The sequence below is a fragment of the Myxococcus sp. CA023 genome (genome assembly GCF_010998615.1).
Classification (GTDB): Bacteria; Myxococcota; Myxococcia; order Myxococcales; family Myxococcaceae; genus Myxococcus.
Map to the genome: position 1 here is coordinate 26,209 of NZ_JAAEAH010000038.1, position 17,706 is coordinate 43,914.

The window sequence follows — 17,706 nt, forward strand, 5'->3', positions numbered from 1 at the left end:
CCGCGCGCGACGTGGGCGCGCTCCTGACGGGGCTCAGGGACAGCCGGAGCTGACCTGGAGGGCGTCATAGGCCATCCACCCGTTACGCTTCGTTCCCGTGGCGGCGATGACGTAGCCGTAGAGGAATTTCATGGTGCCGGACTGCTGACGGTAGCGTCCCGCGCTGTCCTGGACCCACAGGGGAATGTCGATGGACGGCACGCCGTGCTCGGTGGGGACGTCCAGGCGCTGGAACTTCGTCCCCGCAGGGAAGTGGTCCACCGCGGGCCCGCCCAGCGCGAAGCCCGGCACGTTGAAGACCAGGTTCGCCGAGCGCAGGCCGTTGGCGCGCACCAACGGCAGGTAGTCCCCCGCGCGCTCGTGCGTCGCCGTGCTGTCGTAGACGACCTTCTTGAATTCGAGCGTGGTGTCGTGCCAGTCGCGCACGGCGTAGCAGCCCAGGTTGCCCAGGCCCGCGCCCAGCGCGGAGACGTGGCCGACCTTCTGCTCGAAGGAAGTACTCCCCAGGATGCTGGAGATGGGCAGCCACCCGGCGCTGGAGTTGGACGTCGACACCGCGAAGGCGTGCTTCTCACCCGCGAAGGTGCGCGTCTGGCCGTAGTTGAAGGCCGCGCTCGTCCGCGTGTTGGTGCCTACCACCGTGCCATGACCGTCCCGGATGGGAACGCCTGTCACCAGACCCCAGTTGTCGTCCTCGGGCGCGTTGGTGGGGACGCGGTTTCCACCAGACGCTTGCAGCTTGCAGTTGTAGGGGCTGACCAGACAGTAGGTGCCATTCACACCGGAGAACGCCGACTGCTCCCGTGAAGCGAGGGCTTCGTCCGGACTGGAATCGGCGGGGGACGGTGCCTCGCCTCCACAAGCCGAGGCCACGAGCGTTGCTGCGATGAAGGCATGGAGTGGGATTCGCATCGTGGGATAGGAGTTCGACAGGATTTGAGAAATCAAGCGAGCGGTTGTGCGGGCCTGTCGGAGGGAGGGGAAATGGTCAATGATAGACACATTCCTCTCGCCGCCGCCCGCTGATCAGCCTTTCTGGGGGACGGGCTCACGGCGCCAGGGATTTGGATTCAATTGAGCAGCGGCGGCTTCGAGGGGCTACCGCGTCTCCGGCCGGACGTAGACGACCACCTGGGGCGTCTCATCCAGGTAGAGGCCCGTCACCGGCGTGCGCGTGCCGAAGGCCTGCCACGTGAGGAACTCGTGCTCGCGGAACTCCTGGTGGTACTGGTACGCGACGATGTCCGCGTCCGCCGGGCTGCCCACCGCGCGCAGGTCCTTTCGCAGCATGCCGTTGCGCTGGTAGTCGCGGAACGAGCCGCCGTGCACCTCGTGCAGGAACAGGCGTGCGCCCTGCTTCGCGTTCGCGTTGATCCATGGCAGCACGCCGGTGACGTGGCTGGACCAGAACTGGCGCTGCATGCCCAGCGTGGCCGCGCCCGGCAGTCCTCCCGCCAGCTCCGAGTACGCCGCCGTCCCGTAGGGGAACACGCGCACCGAGTACACCAGCGCGGGGGCCAGCAGCATGGCGAACACCGGCACGGCCACCACGGCCTGCGGCAATGAGGGCCACTTCATCTGCAGCCGCTCCCAAAGCGCCGTGCAGCCCCGGGCTACCGCGGCGCCCGCGAGGATGCCCAGGAACACCATGGACGGGAACCAGTGCTTCACCCCGCCGAAGTGTGGCACCTGCGGGTGGCTGATGATGAGGATGGACGCCACCGCGTTCACGCACACCAGCGCCTCCGTCATCGTCACCGGGCGCTCTACCCACGCGCGCGTCCGCGCGAAGGCCCCCAGCACCATGCGCGTCACCAGCGCCGCCAGGCCCGTCACCATGGGGACGAAGATGCTGGTGGGCACCGTCAGCGCCGTCTTCACGACGACGTAGGCGAGCGGGAAGGGCGGCTCGCGCAGCAGTTGGTTCAGATAGAACCAGGCGTAGTGGTTGTGCTTGGCGTGGAAGGCCAGGTACCACGCGGTGCGGTCCACCGGCTGGTGCCACAGGTAGGGCCAGTGCAGGTAGAAGATGACGGGCCCCAGCACCGCCATGGCGGCGATGGGCACCAGCGCGCGCGTCACCTGCGCGTTCACCTTGTCCACGCCCTTGAGCACCCAGGCGCCGCCCACCGCGAGACCGGCGAACAGCAGCGTGTGCGGACTGAGCAGCAGGAACTTCCGCTGGAAGCCCTCACCGCCACCCAGCGACAGCACCAGCAGGCCGTAGAACACGGCCACCGCCGTGAACACGCCCACGAAGCGGCCCAGCCAGGCGCGGGCCTCCGGCTGACCCTCGCTGGCGCTGAAGGCGCGCCACAGCGCGAAGGGCGTGAGCACGAAGGGGAGGAACAGCGCGTTGTGCTTGGTTGCCAGCGTCAGGCCGAAGGCCACGCCGCACCACAGGCCCCAGCGCACGTCCTCCATGGCGCGCCAGAAGCAGTACACGACGAGCAGCCACATGGCGGCCACGGGGACGTCGAAGCATGCCATCTCCGCGTTGAAGTACTGCCGCGGCACCAGCATGAAGGCGAAGGCGGCGAACAGCCCCGCGAGGCGGCCGTACATGGCGCTGCCCAGCAGGAAGGACAGCGCGGGAATCAGCGCCGCCATGGCGAAGGCGGGGATGCGGAACGCCGTCGCCGAGCGCACCCATCCCAGCTCCGTGTGGAAGATCAGGTGGCTCAGGCCGAACAGCGTCTTCATCAGCACCGGGTGCTCGTGGTTGTAGTCCCACGCGCGCACGATGGCCGCGTCCGTCAGCGCCCGGGCCGGTGCGTTGAAGAGCTGCCGGAACCAGCTCGAGTAGCCCTCCGCCGCGATGAAGTAGACGCTTTCGTCGCGCGTGTAGCCCACCGCGGACTCCGTCAGCCACAGCGCAGCGAAGGCCAGCACCCACAGGGCCCAGGCCAGGGACTTCTCGTCGCGCGTGGGGGCGCGTCCTTGCATCATCCCCGCACTCCCACTTCGGGCTCCACGGCCAACACGTCCAGGCACACCTGCCGCCGGTCCGCGTTGTCCGCCTGCACCCAGACTTTCACCGTGTGTGGCGCGCCTTCGGGGAGCCGGACCTCGGCCTTCTGCACGCCCTCCAGGCCCGGCGGTATCGCCAGCGACAGCAGCCGCGCGCCGTTCGCCGCGTCGTCCACGCCCAGGTGCGTGGTGGAGAAGCGCGAGTCCTTGGGGAAGGCGTGCTCGAAGATGATGCCGCCCTCCAGGCGCAGGCCCAGGCCACCGGGCACGCCGTCCAGCTCCGCCACCAGCCGCTGCTTGCCGCCCGGCGCGTGCATCCACAGGCAGCGCCGCGGCTCGTAGAGGATTTCGTGCCACTCCGGCGCCACGTACAGGTGCGCGGGCCCGGGGCAGCGGTGCACCTTGCCGTCGAAGGGACAGTCGCGGCGCGTGCCATCCGGCTGCTCCAGGTACACGCGGGCGCGCGAATAGGCCTCCGTGGCGGTGAAGCGTCGGGGCCGGTGCCGGCCGTTCTCATAGAGCGCCAGCGTCAGCGTGCCATGCCTCGACGTGGCGCCCACCGCGCGGCGGCCACGCAGGAAGGTGTCGAGGAAGCCCGTCTCGTCCGAGCGGGGCAGCTCCGGCTGGCCCAGCACCCAGACCCGTGGGTGCGCGGACAAGTCATCCTGGTCCGAGCCCAGGTAGCCGTACACCGGCAGCGTGGAGGGGACGAAGATGCGGGCGCGCTCCGTCCACCATGGGAAGAGCAGCACCGCGTCGCCGGGCTGGGCTTCCGCCTGGAGGCGCTCCGCCACCGCGCGGTAGTCCGCCTCCGACGGGAGGCGGCCCGGCAGGCGCAGGTGGAAGAGCAGGCACAGGAGCGCGACCAGGAGCAGGCCCCCCAGCTCCACGAGGGGCAGCGCGCGCGTGATGCTAGGACTTCGCAAGGCGAATCTTCTGCTCGCTCTTTTCGCGGCAGAAGGTGCAGAAGATGGCTTCACCCTGGGCGAAGGACGGCGTCCAGGGCGGGTACATCGAGCAGCGCGGGTCCAGGCAGTGGTGCAGCTCCCAGAGGTGCCCCAGTTGGTGGAGCGCGTGGCGGGAGACGGCCTTGAAGGCGCTCTCCAAATCCTTGTGCGGCGCGATGGTGAGGATGGCGCGGTCCTTCCCCTGGCGCGCGAAGCCCGCCGTGGGCGCCACGCCGCTGGGAAGCTCGCGGTCCTTCAGCTTGCGCGTGGTGAGGAGCAGCACCTTGTCGTCCTTGTAGGAACGGATGCCCTTCAGCTCATCAACCAGCTTCTCCGCATCCAGCGGTTCGGACATGCCCGCGGGCACCTCCACGCTGCCGGAGTGCTCACTGCCAACGCCGAACGCCGTGTAGAGCGTGCGGTTGAACTTCGCGAGCTGCTTGTCGTCGAAGGGGTCCAGCGTCACGACGCGAATCACGGGGCGTCACCTCGGCGGAAGGGCCCCATGTGCAGGGGCCCGTCGGTCCATGGGGCTGTCAGCTCTCACCCTCGGGCGGCTTGACCTTGGGCGGACGGCCGCGCTTCTTCGGCGCGGCGGGTGCGGCGCCTTCCACCTCGGGCGGCTTGGGCTTGGGCGGACGGCCGCGCTTCTTCGGTGCAGGGGGCTCGGCGCCCTCGGCGGTGGCTTCCGGCTTGGGCTTGGGCGGACGGCCGCGCTTCTTCGGCGCCGCGGGCTCGGCGCCCTCGGTTGCCTCCGTCTTGGCCTTGGGCGGACGGCCGCGCTTCTTGGGGGCGCCCTCCTCGGAGGACGCGGCCTCCTCGGACTCGCCTTCCTCGCTGGCCTCCTCCTCCTCGGACGGCTCGGAGGGCTCCTCGTCGGACGGCAGGTCCAGGTCGCTGTCCAGGCCCAGCAGGTCGCTGTCCAGGTCCAGGTCCCCCTCCTCGCGCTGGAACTCGGCGGCGGTGCGCTTGGGGCGCTCGCGTCCGGGCGGGAAGAGGACGATGTCGATGGCGTCCTCGGCGTTGACCTCGGCGGTGCCCAGCGCGGCGGCGACCTCCGTCACCAGCAGGTGCCGGGCATTGTCGTAGAGCTCGCGCTCCTTGGTCGGCAACGGGCGCAGCTCACTGAGAACCTGGAGCCCCTTCACCACCTCGGCCAGACCCATGATGCCGCCTTGGGTCATCCGGTCCAGGTTGGTGCGGGCTCGCTGCTTCCAGTCGAGGTCGGCCTTGTCGCTGTCCGAGCGGAGGAAGGCGAAGATGGCCTCCACGTCCTCGGCGGATGCGACCTTGCGCACGCCGATGGCGAGCACCTTGCCCTCGGGGACCATCACGACGGCGCCATCTTCTTCGCGGCGCATCGTGACGAAGGTGAGCTTCTGTCCCGCCACTTCCTTCACATCGATGGCGGAGACGCGGCAGACCCCCTGGTTCGGATAGACGACCCGGTCGCCAACCGCGAGCTGGAGTGACGCGGACCCTTCAGGCATGTCCCCCTCACGGGTGAGGTTGGTGGGCTGAACGTCGGAACAGGCCTGGGCTTAGCACCGAGCCACGTCGGACGCCACGAGTTTACCGGTGGAGTGCCGCCGTACGTGCGTCCGTTTGCTGAACCCGGAGGAGGTTGCCCAGCACCAGCTTCTGCCGCGCGTCCAGCGCCGCCTCGACCTGTGCATCCGTCGGCTCCATCCCGTCCACTCCCGGCCGGGCGTCCACACGCGCGGCCATCCCCAGGGTTCCCATCAGGCCGAACACGGCCACTGCCACCAGCTTCTTCATGGTGAGTCCTCCGTGGCGCCCAGGGTAGGGGGCAGCCTCCGGTGATCAACTTTTCGGCAACAGGTCGCTGCACCGCTGTAGCGGCCCGTTACCGGTTGGGAGCGGGAGAGGGAGGCCCTGGTGGGGGAGCGGGCGAGGCGCCGGGCGCCGCCACGGGCGATACCTCAAGCACCAGGCTGCCGGTGTTGTCGGCCAGGTGGTCGTCGGGGAACGCGAGCTGCAACCAGGTGGCGCCCCGCAGGCGCAGGGGGCGGCCCACCTCCAGCAGCGTCAGCAGGCCGGACACGGTCTCCGGCCCCTCGCCAGCGCCGTACAGGCCCAGCACGCGGCCCACCGGTCCCCCGTCGAAGCCCCGTGTGCGCGCGGACTCAGCGGTGTCCCGCAGCACGACGTCGTAGTACGTGTCCGGCTCCAGCCCGCGCAGCAGGAAGCGGTCGACGCGCGACAGCTTCACCGCGTGCGTCCGGGCGTCCACCCGCAGCGTGGTGACGACGCCGTCGTTGTCCCATTCGCGCACGCGGACCATCAGCGTGCCGTGGTTGTCCGTGCGGTTCGCGTCCAGCAGGAAGACGTGGAGGCGCGAGGCGTGGCGCACCAACCGCTCCTCGCCGTCCAGCACGCCGAAGGACTCGCGTGCCGCCAGACGCGCGTCTCCCTCCAGGAAGTACCCGGCGTGCTCCACCCTGCTGGCATGTCCCAGCGAGGCCCAACCCTCCACCCGGACGCTGTAGGTGCGCGACGGGTCCAGCCGCATCTGCGCGGTGGAGAGGTAGGGCACGCGGAATGCGTGCACCACGCTGGACAGGGACATCCGCTCGGCGGGCATCCGCACCTCATGAGGAGGCGGGGCGTGGTGTGGCTGCTGGGCGGGGCCTTGAATCCGCTTGGGGAGCAGGCGGGCATGGACGGCCAGGGTGGTGCCGCGCTCGGCGCGCACCGTCTGACTCCACGCCACCATGCCCGGGACCTGGACCTCCAGCAGGTGCTCCGCGTCCGCGGGGAGCTGCGTGAGCAGGGCGGGGGTGCGCGCGGTCTGTTGCTGGCCGTTCACCCGGATGGCGGCGCCTGGAGGGGAGGAACTCAGCTCCACGGAGAAGGTGCCCGTGCTGTTCGACACCAGCAGGGCCAGCGTGGCTGTCAGCGCCAAGATGATGGGTGCGCCCAGGGTGACGGCCCGGGGCATGCCCATCGTCCGTGATGCCGCCGCGTCCAGGGGCGGGACACCGGGCTCGGGCGGCGCTCCGGGGCCGGGCAGCGCGGGGAGCGGCAGCGTGGTGCGCTCCATCCGCCCTTCGACGGGCGCGGGGGCCTGGGAGGGGGGCAGCTCGAACTCGGCGATGGGGGTCCGCTCCTCCTCCTCATCCCCGGCCGGCTCGCGGACGGGCGGCGCCATCTCCCGGAGGGCGCGGCGCTCCAAGGGGGACTGGGTCCACCGGGCCATCTGCGCCAGGAACTCGCGGGGCAGCAGGACGGGGCGGCCTTCGCCCACCAGCTCCGCCTCGAAGAGGTAGCCCATGAAGTGGGCGCGCGCGCTGGAGGACACGTCGGGCGCGGCCGTGTGGAGGTGGCGTGTGAGGGCCTCGGCGAAGGCCTCCGCGGTGGCGTAGCGCTGCTCGCGCTCCACGGCCAGCGCAGTGAGCAGGATGCGCTCCAGCGCGGTGGGGATGCCTGGGTTGAGGTCGCGGGGCCGCGGGAAGTCGCCCAGGGCGAGCTTGCGCAGCACGTCCGGCATCTTCCCTTCGAAGGGGAGGCGGCCGCACAGCATCTCGTAGATGACGATGCCCGCGGCGAAGATGTCCGAGCGCGCGTCGGGCTCGCGCCCGCGGACCTGCTCCGGCGCGAAGTAGGTGTACTTGCCCTTGAGGTCGTGCTCCACCGGCTCGGCGCTGCCGGCCAGCCGCGCCCGCGCGATGCCGAAGTCGACCAGCTTCACCTGGCCTTCGTAGCTGAGCAGGACGTTCTGCGGGCTGACGTCGCGGTGGACGATGTGGAGCGGTCGGCCGCGTTCATCCAGCCGCGTATGCGCGTAGGCCAGCCCTTCCAGCATCTCCACGGCGATGAGCAGCGCCAGCGGCTGGGGCAGGGTGTACATGCCCTTCTCCCGCGCGCGCCGCATGACGCTCGACAGGGTGCGGCCGTCCACCCACTCCATGGCGATGAAGTACTCGCCGTCCACCTCGCCGAAGTCGAAGACCTGGGCGATGTTGCCGTGGCTCAGCCCCGCGGCGATGCGGGCCTCGTTGACGAACATCGACTGGAAGGCGCTGTTGCCCGCGTAGCCTGGGAGGATTTTCTTGATGACCACCGGTTTGGTGACACCCGCCGCCGCTGTCATCCGCGCGCGGTAGATCTCCGCCATCCCGCCCGTCGCGATGCGCTCGAGCAGCTTGTATTTACCGAAATGAAGCCCTTCGGAAAACTGCTGCACGTTCGTTCCGGCTCCTTCGGGTGCAGGTGGCCGCTGCGCCAAGGGGGCCCGTGCTGTCTTGGCAGGGGCACCTGAATGTATCATGGGGTAGGTAAAACGCCATTACGGGAAAAATCCGTTGACTGTGATTCAGTGGTGGGTGTGCCTCTTCCTACGTCTCGCGACATCCACCGCCATGGCGGTGCCCGAGGTGGTCTGGGGGCCGGGGGGCAGGGCCGGGCGTCGAAGGATGCCCGCTTGGCGCGCCACGTACCGATGCGTCATCACCAGCGACGTTGGATGGCGGCCACTTGGGTGGAGCGCCACGTGAGGACGGTGCGGGGCATGTATGCGGCCATCCAGGTGCTTGCCGTGGTGCTGCTCGTCGTGGTGGGCGCCGGCTGTCGTGAGGAGAAGCAGGCCGAGCCGCTCAAGTCATTGAAGCCCGAGCCCTTGCCCTCGCTCGCCGTGCCGGGAGAAGCGGCTCCGGAAGCACCGCGACCCGCGTCGCCGTCCGAAGTGGAGGTGGCGGGCCCCATCCATGGCGAGCCGCTTCCAACCTCCGCGCTCCGGGTGGCGCTGGCGGGGGAGCGCGTGCGCGTGGGCGAGGAGACCTTCGAGCCGGCGCGCCCGGATGACGCCGCGCGGCTGGCGCAGCGCGTGAAAGGGCACTCCGTGTTGGTGGTTCCGGACGCGGACACGTTCCTGGTGCAGGCGTCGGAGCTGTTCGCCGTGCTGCGGGACTCGGCGGAGTCCGTGTGGCTGGCGCACCCGGATGGGCCCGTGGCCTATCCCGTGGTGCTGCGGGACGAAGCGGGCTTCCGCGCGTGGCTGGAGGAGGTCGCGCCGGGCAAGCTGCGCATCATCATGCGCGCGGACGGCTTCGAGTTGACCACCAGCGTGGGCAAGTTGCCGGGGCCGGATCCGAATGGTCCCTCGGTGCCGGTGCGGGCGGGGCGGCAGGACATCGTCACGCTCCGCCGGGGCCTGGGCTTGCTCAAGGGGCGCTTCAAGACGTCCGAGGACATCTGCCTCGTGCCCTCGTTCGGCACGGAGGTGGCGCAGGCGGCGCGGGCGCTCGGCGGAAACTTCGCCGCGCCGGGTGAGCCGCTGTTCGACACCCTGTGCTTCGTCTACCCCACGCCGCACAAGGCCCCGGACGGAGGGTGAACCAACTGTGTGGAATCCACCGTGCTCGCGTCATCGCCTCGAGCATTGACATCTTCGATAAGTCGCCGTTTATATAAGCGCACGCTTATTCGTGGAGGCGACATGATTGATGTGAAGCGGTACCTGGGGGCCGTCGTGCGGGAGGTGGAGAGCCGTGAGCATGAGGGCAAGCCCGCACGCGTCGTCGTCGCCACGCGCGATTACGACACGACGGTGGAGGACCTCTGGGACGCGCTGACCAACCCCGAGCGCATCCCCCGCTGGTTCCTCCCGGTGTCCGGCGACCTGAAGCTGGGTGGGCGTTATGAGCTCAAGGGCAATGCCAGCGGCACGGTCACCCGTTGCGATGCTCCGCGGCACCTGGGGTTGACGTGGGAGTTCGGAGGGGCCGTGAGCTGGTTGGAGGTCATCCTGGCCAACGCGCCTGGCGGTGGCACCCGGCTGCGGCTGGAGCACATGGCCCATGTGAGCCCCTTCTGGGACGACTACGGCCCTGGCGCGACCGGAGTCGGCTGGGAGCTGGGGCTGATGGGCCTGGGCATGCACTTGGAGTCCGGCGGCGCCGCTGTTGACAGCGCGGCGGTGGAATCCTGGACGACCTCGGATGAAGGCAAGGCGTTCATCACGGCCAGCAGCGAGGGCTGGGGGCAAGCGGATGTGACGCGGGGAGAGGACGCCGCGGCGGCGAAGGCTCGCGCGGCGCGGACGACGGCTTTCTATACTGGTGCGCCGCCGCCCGACGTGCGGCATCCGGGGATCTGATAGCCACGATGCATGCCTTCGACGTCCTGGGTGAGCCGGTGCGCAGACGGATCCTCGAGCTCCTGGCCGAGGGGGAACGCCCCTCTGGCGAGGTGACCGAGTCCATCCAGGCGGAGTTCGGCATCAGTCAGCCGGCGGTCAGTCAACACCTGAAGGTGCTGCGCGACAGCGGCTTCGCGGAGGTTCGCGCGGAAGGGACCCGCCGCCTCTATCGCGTCGACCCGGCGCCGTTGCAGCAGGTCGACGCGTGGCTGGAACAGTTCCGCGTGTTCTGGACACCGCGCCTGGAGGCGCTCGCCACCGAGGTGGCGCGGGGCAAGCGGGCTCGGGCCAAGGCCGACACTGAAGGCGGCGGTCCGTAGCGTGGCGCGCGCGGTGTCCAGCATCGCCTGCTTCGGCTGACTTGAAGGGCACCGCTCGCCCCTTCGCTTACGGGAAGGCGCTGCCTACCGGACAGCGGACCTCATCTGAAGCGAAGCAGGGCAGTGGACTGGCGATGACTCGCCGGGCCTTCGCGGGCGACTTCCAGCCGGAGGATTAGATTCAGGTCCCAGGGCGGGGTGCGCTCGCCCGCTGGAGGGATACTCATGGATGCCGCATCCAAGGTCGCTTCGCAGCAGGGGCTTGCTCCCGGGGGCGCGTTCCTCTTCGAGGAGGTGGGCTCGGCCCGAATCCTCACCCCGGAGACCTTCACGGAGGAGCAGCGCCTCTTTTTCAAGACGGCGCTCCAGTTCTCCCGCGAGCAGGTCCTCCCCCTGTCCGAGCGAATCGAGGCCAAGGACAACGCGCTCCTTCGCCAGTTGCTGCGACAGGCCGGCGAGCTGGGCCTGCTGAGCGTGGACATCCCCGAGTCCTACGGCGGAACCGGCCTGGACAAGACGACGTCGCTGCTTTTGGCGGAGGCCATGAGCCTCAACGGCTCATGGTCGGTGACGTTCGGCGCGCACACTGGCATCGGTACGTTGCCCATCGTCTGGTTCGGCAGCGCCGCGCAGAAGGCGAAGTACCTGCCGAAGCTGGCCACGGGGGAGTGGGTGGCGGCCTACGCGCTCACGGAGCAGGGAAGCGGCAGTGACGCGCTGGGCGCGAAGACGAAGGCGGTCCGGTCCCCCGACGGCAAGCACTGGATTCTCAACGGCTCCAAGCTCTACATCACCAACGCGGCCTTCGCGGACGTGTTCGTCGTCTTCGCCAAGGTAGACGGGGACAAGTTCACCGGCTTCATCGTGGAGAAGGACACGCCCGGCCTCACCGTGGGGCCGGAGGAGCACAAGATGGGCATCCGCGGCTCCTCCACGTGCCCGCTCTACTTCGAGGACGCGCGCGTCCCGGTGGAGAACCAGTTGGGCGAGGTGGGCAAGGGCCACAAGATCGCCTTCAACATCCTCAACTACGGCCGCCTCAAGCTGGGCGCGGGCGTGCTGGGGGGCATGAAGCTCCAGCTCCAGAACGCGCTGCGCTTCACGCAGGAGCGCAAGCAGTTCAACGCGCCCATCGTCCAGTTCCCGCTGTCGCGCGAGAAGCTGGCCCGCATGGCCGCGCTCGTCTACGCGGTGGAGAGCATGACGTACCGCACCGCCGGGCTCGTGGACGCGCGCCTGGGGCAGGGGGACAAGGACGCCCCGGACTACGAGGCGCGCCTCCTGGAGGCGGTGGAGGAGTACGCCATCGAGTCCTCCATCATGAAGGTGCACGGCTCGGAGTCCTTCGGGCACCTCGTGGATGACGCCGTCCAGCTCCACGGCGGCGCGGGCTACATCGAGGAGTATCCGGTGGAGCGCTCGTACCGCGACGCGCGCATCAACCGCATCTTCGAGGGCACCAACGAAATCAACCGCATGCTCATCACCGGCATGCTCCTCAAGCGCGCGGTGAAGGGCGACCTGCCGCTGTTCGCCATGGCCGGCAACGTGGCGGAGGAGCTGTCCCGGGGCGAGCGGCCCCGCGCGCGCGTGCAGGATGCACTGGCCCCTCAGGAGGTCGCCGCCGAGGCCGCCAAGCACCTGGCGCTCCACGGCCTGCGCGTGGCGGCGGAGACGTTCGGCACGGAGCTGGAGCAGCACCAGGAGGTGCTCGCGGCCCTGTCGGACGTGGTGATGGACGCCTTCGCTCTGGACTCCATGGTGACGCGCACGCGCCAGGCCGCCACGCCCGGTGCGTTGGACCCGGTGCGGGTGGCAATGACGCAGCTCTACGCGCTGGACGCCATCCCTCGCGCCTACGACAGGACGCGCCGCGCGCTGTGCGCCACGTTGAAGGGGGACGCGCTCGACCAGGAGCTCAAGCGCCTGGGCGCGCTGGACGTCTTCACGCCGTATGACCCGGCGGCGCTGCGGGAGACGGTGGTGGCGGCCCTGGAGTCCGCAGGCGGCTACTCCCTGGGCGCGGTGTAGCCCGCAGGGGCCTCCGGGCCGTCACGGCATCCGCGCGACGGCCTCCATGCCGAAGCTCACCCGGGCCTTCCAGGGGACGGGCGGCAGCGTGGCCAGGGACAACAGCCCCTCCAGCCGCTGCTGCATGTCCGGCCGGAGCCGGCCGAAGGTGGCGCCGAAGCCCGGCGCCACCGTCCCCGAGTTCTTCCGGGGCACCGTGGAGGTCCACACCACCTCGCCGTGCAGCATCATGGGCCCCTCCCGGAAGTCCATCTCCAGCAGGAAGGGCGTGCCCACCTTCACCTGGCGCGGCAGGGAAGGGGCCTGCACCTCCAGGCCCACGCCGCCCCGGGAGATGTCCCGGACGACGAAGCCCGGGGACAGGGGGGCCGCCTCGACGGCGCGCAGGTACAGGGGCAGCCGTGGGAAGCGGCGCAGGCCGGAGCGTTCATCCGCGGAGTAGATGCGCTGGAGGATGGCGTCCAACGCGCTGCGGTCTTCTCCGACCCCATAGCGGACGGTGAGGAGGAAGCGCTGGGACTCCTCGTGTGGGACGACCTGGATCACTTCCCCCAGCACTTCCACGGGCCGAGGCACACCGCCCGCATGGAGTTCGAAGGTGAAGCGGGTCCCCAGCGGCAGGCTGCGGCGCGTCTCCAGGGTGACGCCCCCCAGTCCGACACTGCGCGTGTACTCCCCCACCAGGGACTGCGGCGTCTTGTAGGCCACCTTCAGCCGAACGTTCGTGTTCACGCGACTGACACTTTGCGCCTGGGTCAGGGAGGAACTCAAGTTTACCCCAGCGCAATAGGTAGGGCGTCGTGCGGCGCCAACCACTGGACCTTCCAGGTGTGACGGCCTTTCCGGACGTCCGGCGCGGACAAACCGCTGTTTCAACCTGTTGCGGTTTCTTGACCCCCCCAGGTGGGGCGCGTATGTATGCCGCCCGGAAGTGGCAAGGAGTGGGAAGGAGTGGAGGTTCATCCCTCAGCGGGCTGAAAAGGTGGATCGTCCCGAGTGTTCCGAGGCGTCTATGAGCACCAGATCGACGCGAAGGGGCGGACGAGCCTCCCGGCGAAGCTCCGGGACACGCTGGTGGGCGCCTACGACGAGAGGCTCATCCTCACGACGGCGCTCGACCGATGCCTCCACGCCTACCCGGTGCGGGAGTGGGAAGCGCTGGAGCTGTCGTTGGCCAAGCGCAACCCGATGGAGCCTGGGGTGAAGACGCTGATGCGCTTGTACGTGGCCAGCGCGCAGGAGTGCCCGTTGGACAAGCTGGGGCGCCTGCTCATCCCTCCGACGCTCCGCTCCTATGCGGGGCTGGAGAAGGACGTGGTGTGGGCGGGGATGGTGAAGGTCATCGAGCTGTGGAGCCGGGAGGGGTGGGCGAAGGCGCAGGAAGAAGCGCGCCAGGAAGCGACCTCCGCGGATGTGATGAAGGTGCTCGCCGAGCTGCGGCAAGCGTGACGGGAAAGTCGACAGGACCCCGAAGTACCGGGAGGGTGGCAAGCGTATGAACCAGGTTCTGGAGGTTCGGCCAGGGTTGGCGGGCGCGGCGATTGCCGCCGGCCGTGTCGAGACGCTCATGCTGGAGGGCGAGCTGAGCGAGCAGGACCTGCTCGAGCTGTGCGACGACCTGGGCCGCAAGCTGCAGCGCGGCACGCGTCAGGTGGTGCTGGACTTCGGAGACGTGGGGCACCTGAACTACCGCGGCGTCAAGCCGCTGATGGCGCGCACGGATGCCTTCCGCCGCGCCGGCGGGGACGTGAAGCTGTCCGGACTGTCGCCGTACCTGGCCGCCATCTTCCGCGCGGCCGGCGCGCACGACTGTTTCGAAATCTACCCGCACATGAACGATGCCCGAGCCGCCTTCGCGCTGGCACGGGCACCCTTTGTCTGACGGCCCGTGACGGCTTCGGACTTCCAGCACCAGACCGTCCTCCTGCGGGAAGCAGTGGAACTGCTCCGGCCGGCGGATGGGCGGGTCATCATTGACGGGACGCTGGGTGGTGGTGGCCACTCGGAGGCGCTGCTGGCCTCGGGCGCCACGGTGGTCGGCGTGGACCGGGATCCGGTGGCGCTCGCCGCGGCCACCGCGCGCCTGGGCGCGAACCCGCGCTTCCAGGGCCGTGCCGGCAATTTCGCCGAGCTGCCCCGCGTCGCCGCGGACCTGCTGCCCGTGGATGGCGTGCTGGTGGACCTGGGCGTGTCGTCGCCGCAGCTGGACGTGGCCGAGCGTGGCTTCTCCTTCTCCAAGGACGGCCCGCTGGACATGCGCATGGGGCCGGACGGCCCGACGGCGGCGGAGCTGATCGCCACCACGGATGAGCGCGAGCTGGTCCGCATCCTCAAGGACTACGGTGAAGAGCCGTTCGCCCGGCCCATTGCCCGTGAGCTGAAGAAGGCCCTGCCCACGCGCACGCTGGAGGCCGCGGAGGTCGTGAAGCGGGCGGTGCCGCGCAAGGCGTGGCCCAACCGCATCCACGTGGCCACCCGGACCTTCCAGGCGCTGCGCATGGCCGTCAACGGCGAGTTGGAGGCGCTGGACGCGCTGCTGGCCGCCATCCCCGGGCTCCTCAAGGTGGGGGGGCGCGCCGCCGTCATCGCCTTCCACTCCCTGGAGGACCGGAAGGTGAAGGAGGCGTTCCGCGCGCTCGCGGGGCGCTGCACCTGTCCGCCGGGCCTGCCCGTGTGCGTATGCAGCGGGGTGGGTGATTTCGCCCTGGTGACGAAGAAGGCCGTGGCCGCCTCCGAGGCGGAGGTCGAGGCCAATCCCCGTTCACGCAGCGCGCATCTGCGCGTGGTGGAGAAACTCCGATGAGCAAGGTGCACTCCCGGGTATCGGCGTTGCGTTCTTCCGTGACGGTGGGCGGCGTGCTGCTGCACCTGCTGCCGGCCGTGTGCCTCTTCGCCCTCTTCGCGGCGGTGGGCATCCTGCACGTCACCAGCCGGGTGCTGGTGGTGGACATGGGCTACCGCCTGTCGCGCGAGGAGGCGGAGAGCCGCATCCTCACGCGCGAGAATGACCGGCTGAAGCTGGAACTGGCCACGCTCAAGGCGCCGGGCCGGCTGGAGCGCGTGGCGCGTGAGCAGTTGAACATGGCCATGCCGCGCGGCGGCGCCGTGGTGTCGCTGTCGGCGGAGAAGCCGGCGCGTGACAGCGGGGCGCGCGCGGAGGTCCCGGACGCCACGCAGCCCACCGTCCGCGTGGCGGGCCGCGCCGGAGCCGGTCGGTGAGGGATTTCAAGGCGGCGCGGGCTCCCGAGCCCAACGCGAAGTGGCTGAAGCTGCGGGTCCGGCTGCTGTTCGGGCTGTTCCTGATGCTGCTCGGCGTCGCCTTTGGTCGTGCAGTGCAGCTCCAGGTCTTCGAGCAGGAGAAGCTGCGCGGCATGGCGCAGGACCAGTACGTTCGGCACATCGAGATTCCGGCCCGCCGCGGCGACATCTTCGACCGGCGCGGCACGCCGCTGGCCCAGAGCGTGGAGGTGGACTCCATCTGGGTGGACCCCTCCATGTTGCCCGACGTGAAGGCCGCGTCCCGGGCGCTGGCCAAGGCGCTGAAGCTGGACCCGGACGAGCTGGGCGCGCGCCTGGCCCGGGCCAGGCGCTTCGCCTGGGTGAAGCGCCAGGCCAAGCCCGCAGAGGTCGCCGCGGTGAAGGCGCTGGCGCTGCCGGGCATGGGCTTCTCCAAGGAGCCCAAGCGCTTCTACCCCCAGCGCGAGCTGGGCGCCCACGTGGTGGGCACGGTGGGCATGGACGGCCGCGGCCTGGAGGGCCTGGAGCTGGCCTTCCAGGACGAGCTGTCCGGGCAGAACTCCTCCACGTCCGGCTTCCGTGACGCCAAGGGCCGCAAGCTGCTGGTGCAGGGCGCGTTGGATCCGCTCCAGCGCCAGGGCGCCGCCGTCACCCTCACGTTGGACCGCCACCTCCAGTACGTCGCGGAGAAGGCGCTCAGCCGCGCGGTGGAGGACGCCAAGGCCGTGGCCGGCATGGCGGTGGTGTTGGATCCGCGCACGGGCGAGCTGCTCGCCGTCGCCAACCACCCGCGCTTCAACCCCAATACGCCGGAGTCCAGCTCGCGCTCGGGCATGCGCAACCGCGCCGCCCTGGACACCTTCGAGCCGGGCTCCACGCTGAAGGCCTTCGTGGTGGCCGCGGCGATGGAAGAGAAGGCCATCACCGCCGACAGCCTCTTCTTCTGTGAGAACGGCGCCTGGCGGGTGGGCCGCCACACCATCAACGACACCCATTCCTACGGCTGGCTCACCCCGCAGGTCATCCTCCAGAAGTCCTCCAACATCTGCATGGCGAAGATTGCCCAGGCCATGGGACGGGAGAAGTTCGTGAAGGGCTACCAGGCCTTCGGCTTCGCCGAGCGCACCGGCCTGTCCCTGCCCGGCGAGGGGCGCGGCGTCCTGCCGTTCCCGAAGGCGGAAGTCTCCCTGGCCACCCAGTCCTTCGGACAGGGGATGACGGCCACGGCGGTGCAGATTGCGGCCGCCTATGGTGCGCTGGCCAACGATGGGGTGCTGATGCGGCCCTATCTGGTGTCGAAGGTGGTGGACCCGGACGGTGTCGTTCTGCTGGAAAACCGTCCCACGGAGCTGCGCAGGGCGGTTTCCGCGAAGGTGGCCCGGCAGGTCGTGGGCATGCTCGAAAGCGTGGTGGCCAAGGGAGGGACGGCCCTCAAGGCCGCCATGGAGGACTACCGGGTGGCCGGAAAGACGGGCACCGCGCAGAAGGCAGACCCGGTGGCGCGGGGGTATTCGGACAAGCGGATCGCCTCCTTTGTTGGGGTGGTACCGGCCGAGTCTCCGCGAGCAGTGATTCTTGTCGTAGTGGACGAACCCAAGACGGACGTATACGGGGGGACCGTGGCTGCCCCTGCTTTCAAGGAGATTGCGACCGCCGCCATGGCTCACCTGGCCGTGCCCCCGTCCCGGACGGTGGCACCCGAGGTGGCCGTGGCCGCCGAGTCCCCCGCGCCTGCCGCGGCGAAGCCGGGGGCGAATGCCTCCGGCGCCGCCCGGACGGCACTGGCGGACGCGGTGACGGAGACCCCTGAACCCGGCACGGTGCGTGTGCCGGACCTTCAGGGAGAAGTAGGACGTGAGGCCGTGGTGAAGCTGCTCGCCGCGGCGCTGGAGCCACAGGTATTGGGCAGTGGACGCGTGGTATCTCAAACCCCCGCCGCCGGTTCACTGGTGGAGAAGGGGGCCCGGGTGACGCTGGAGCTCGCCGCGCGGCAATAAGGCCGCGTCCGCTCCAGGCCCCGCTCTTGCAATGCGTGTGAAGG

General features: G+C 69.8%; 17 protein-coding genes. 9 read left to right on the forward strand and 8 right to left on the reverse strand.

All coding sequences use genetic code 11. The features are described from left to right. Positions 1–33: 33 nt before the first annotated feature. The 7 genes from F8M74_RS18070 to F8M74_RS18100 all read right to left on the reverse strand — a co-directional run bounded on the left by F8M74_RS18070 (position 34) and on the right by F8M74_RS18100 (position 8,124). Complete coding sequence (locus F8M74_RS18070; protein WP_141258427.1) at positions 34–912, reverse strand: hypothetical protein; 879 nt, start codon at positions 910–912, stop codon at positions 34–36. Between the two features lie 186 nt (positions 913–1,098). Then, complete coding sequence (locus F8M74_RS18075) at positions 1,099–2,949, reverse strand: glycosyltransferase family 39 protein (protein ID WP_141258426.1); 1,851 nt, start codon at positions 2,947–2,949, stop codon at positions 1,099–1,101. Beyond that, entirely contained in the window at positions 2,946–3,896 is a 951-nt protein-coding gene (locus F8M74_RS18080; protein WP_141258425.1) for a hypothetical protein, read from the reverse strand. Before F8M74_RS18080 ends, F8M74_RS18075 begins: the two co-directional genes overlap by 4 nt. Then, positions 3,883–4,395, reverse strand: a complete 513-nt coding sequence (locus F8M74_RS18085; protein WP_141258424.1) for a hypothetical protein — start codon at positions 4,393–4,395, stop codon at positions 3,883–3,885. The genes F8M74_RS18080 and F8M74_RS18085 overlap by 14 nt, the downstream gene beginning before the upstream one ends. Before the next feature lie 58 nt (positions 4,396–4,453). Further along, positions 4,454–5,407 (reverse strand): CarD family transcriptional regulator, encoded by a 954-nt coding sequence (locus F8M74_RS18090; RefSeq protein WP_141258423.1) that lies wholly within the window; start codon positions 5,405–5,407, stop codon positions 4,454–4,456. 82 nt (positions 5,408–5,489) lie between these two features. Next, on the reverse strand, positions 5,490–5,696 hold the full coding sequence (locus F8M74_RS18095; RefSeq protein ID WP_141258422.1) for a hypothetical protein: 207 nt from the start codon (positions 5,694–5,696) through the stop codon (positions 5,490–5,492). Positions 5,697–5,784: 88 nt separating this feature from the next. Then, positions 5,785–8,124, reverse strand: a complete 2,340-nt coding sequence (locus F8M74_RS18100) for a serine/threonine-protein kinase (protein WP_141607747.1) — start codon at positions 8,122–8,124, stop codon at positions 5,785–5,787. 324 nt (positions 8,125–8,448) lie between these two features. Between F8M74_RS18100 and F8M74_RS18105 the strand changes: the two genes are divergently transcribed. The 4 genes from F8M74_RS18105 (at position 8,449) to F8M74_RS18120 (ending at position 12,428) form a co-directional block, all read left to right on the forward strand. Further along, entirely contained in the window at positions 8,449–9,273 is an 825-nt protein-coding gene (locus F8M74_RS18105) for a hypothetical protein (protein WP_141254416.1), read from the forward strand. A 102-nt stretch (positions 9,274–9,375) separates the two neighbouring features. Continuing rightward, positions 9,376–10,035, forward strand: coding sequence for an SRPBCC family protein (locus tag F8M74_RS18110; protein ID WP_141254382.1), 660 nt, complete (start codon positions 9,376–9,378; stop codon positions 10,033–10,035). 8 nt (positions 10,036–10,043) lie between these two features. Continuing rightward, positions 10,044–10,397, forward strand: coding sequence for a helix-turn-helix transcriptional regulator (locus F8M74_RS18115; protein WP_141254383.1), 354 nt, complete (start codon positions 10,044–10,046; stop codon positions 10,395–10,397). A 225-nt stretch (positions 10,398–10,622) separates the two neighbouring features. Next, the gene (locus F8M74_RS18120; RefSeq protein WP_141254384.1) at positions 10,623–12,428 is read left to right on the forward strand and encodes an acyl-CoA dehydrogenase family protein; all 1,806 of its coding nucleotides are present in this window, start codon (positions 10,623–10,625) and stop codon (positions 12,426–12,428) included. A gap of 21 nt (positions 12,429–12,449) precedes the next feature. Here the strand turns inward: F8M74_RS18120 and F8M74_RS18125 are convergent, their stop codons facing one another. Beyond that, a complete protein-coding gene (locus F8M74_RS18125; protein ID WP_171410318.1) occupies positions 12,450–13,160 on the reverse strand; it encodes a PilZ domain-containing protein in 711 nt (236 codons plus the stop codon). Positions 13,161–13,424: 264 nt separating this feature from the next. Between F8M74_RS18125 and mraZ the strand changes: the two genes are divergently transcribed. The 5 genes from mraZ to F8M74_RS18150 are packed head-to-tail and all read left to right on the forward strand — an operon-like array spanning position 13,425 to position 17,662. Next, positions 13,425–13,877, forward strand: a complete 453-nt coding sequence (mraZ, locus tag F8M74_RS18130; RefSeq protein ID WP_090490200.1) for a division/cell wall cluster transcriptional repressor MraZ — start codon at positions 13,425–13,427, stop codon at positions 13,875–13,877. A gap of 46 nt (positions 13,878–13,923) precedes the next feature. Further along, positions 13,924–14,310, forward strand: a complete 387-nt coding sequence (locus F8M74_RS18135) for an STAS domain-containing protein (RefSeq protein WP_011555567.1) — start codon at positions 13,924–13,926, stop codon at positions 14,308–14,310. Positions 14,311–14,316: 6 nt separating this feature from the next. Beyond that, complete coding sequence (gene rsmH / locus F8M74_RS18140; protein WP_141254386.1) at positions 14,317–15,231, forward strand: 16S rRNA (cytosine(1402)-N(4))-methyltransferase RsmH; 915 nt, start codon at positions 14,317–14,319, stop codon at positions 15,229–15,231. Next, complete coding sequence (locus tag F8M74_RS18145) at positions 15,228–15,647, forward strand: cell division protein FtsL (RefSeq protein WP_140865690.1); 420 nt, start codon at positions 15,228–15,230, stop codon at positions 15,645–15,647. The genes rsmH and F8M74_RS18145 overlap by 4 nt, the downstream gene beginning before the upstream one ends. Continuing rightward, a complete protein-coding gene (locus F8M74_RS18150; protein ID WP_141254387.1) occupies positions 15,644–17,662 on the forward strand; it encodes a penicillin-binding protein in 2,019 nt (672 codons plus the stop codon). Before F8M74_RS18145 ends, F8M74_RS18150 begins: the two co-directional genes overlap by 4 nt. Positions 17,663–17,706: the final 44 nt, after the last annotated feature.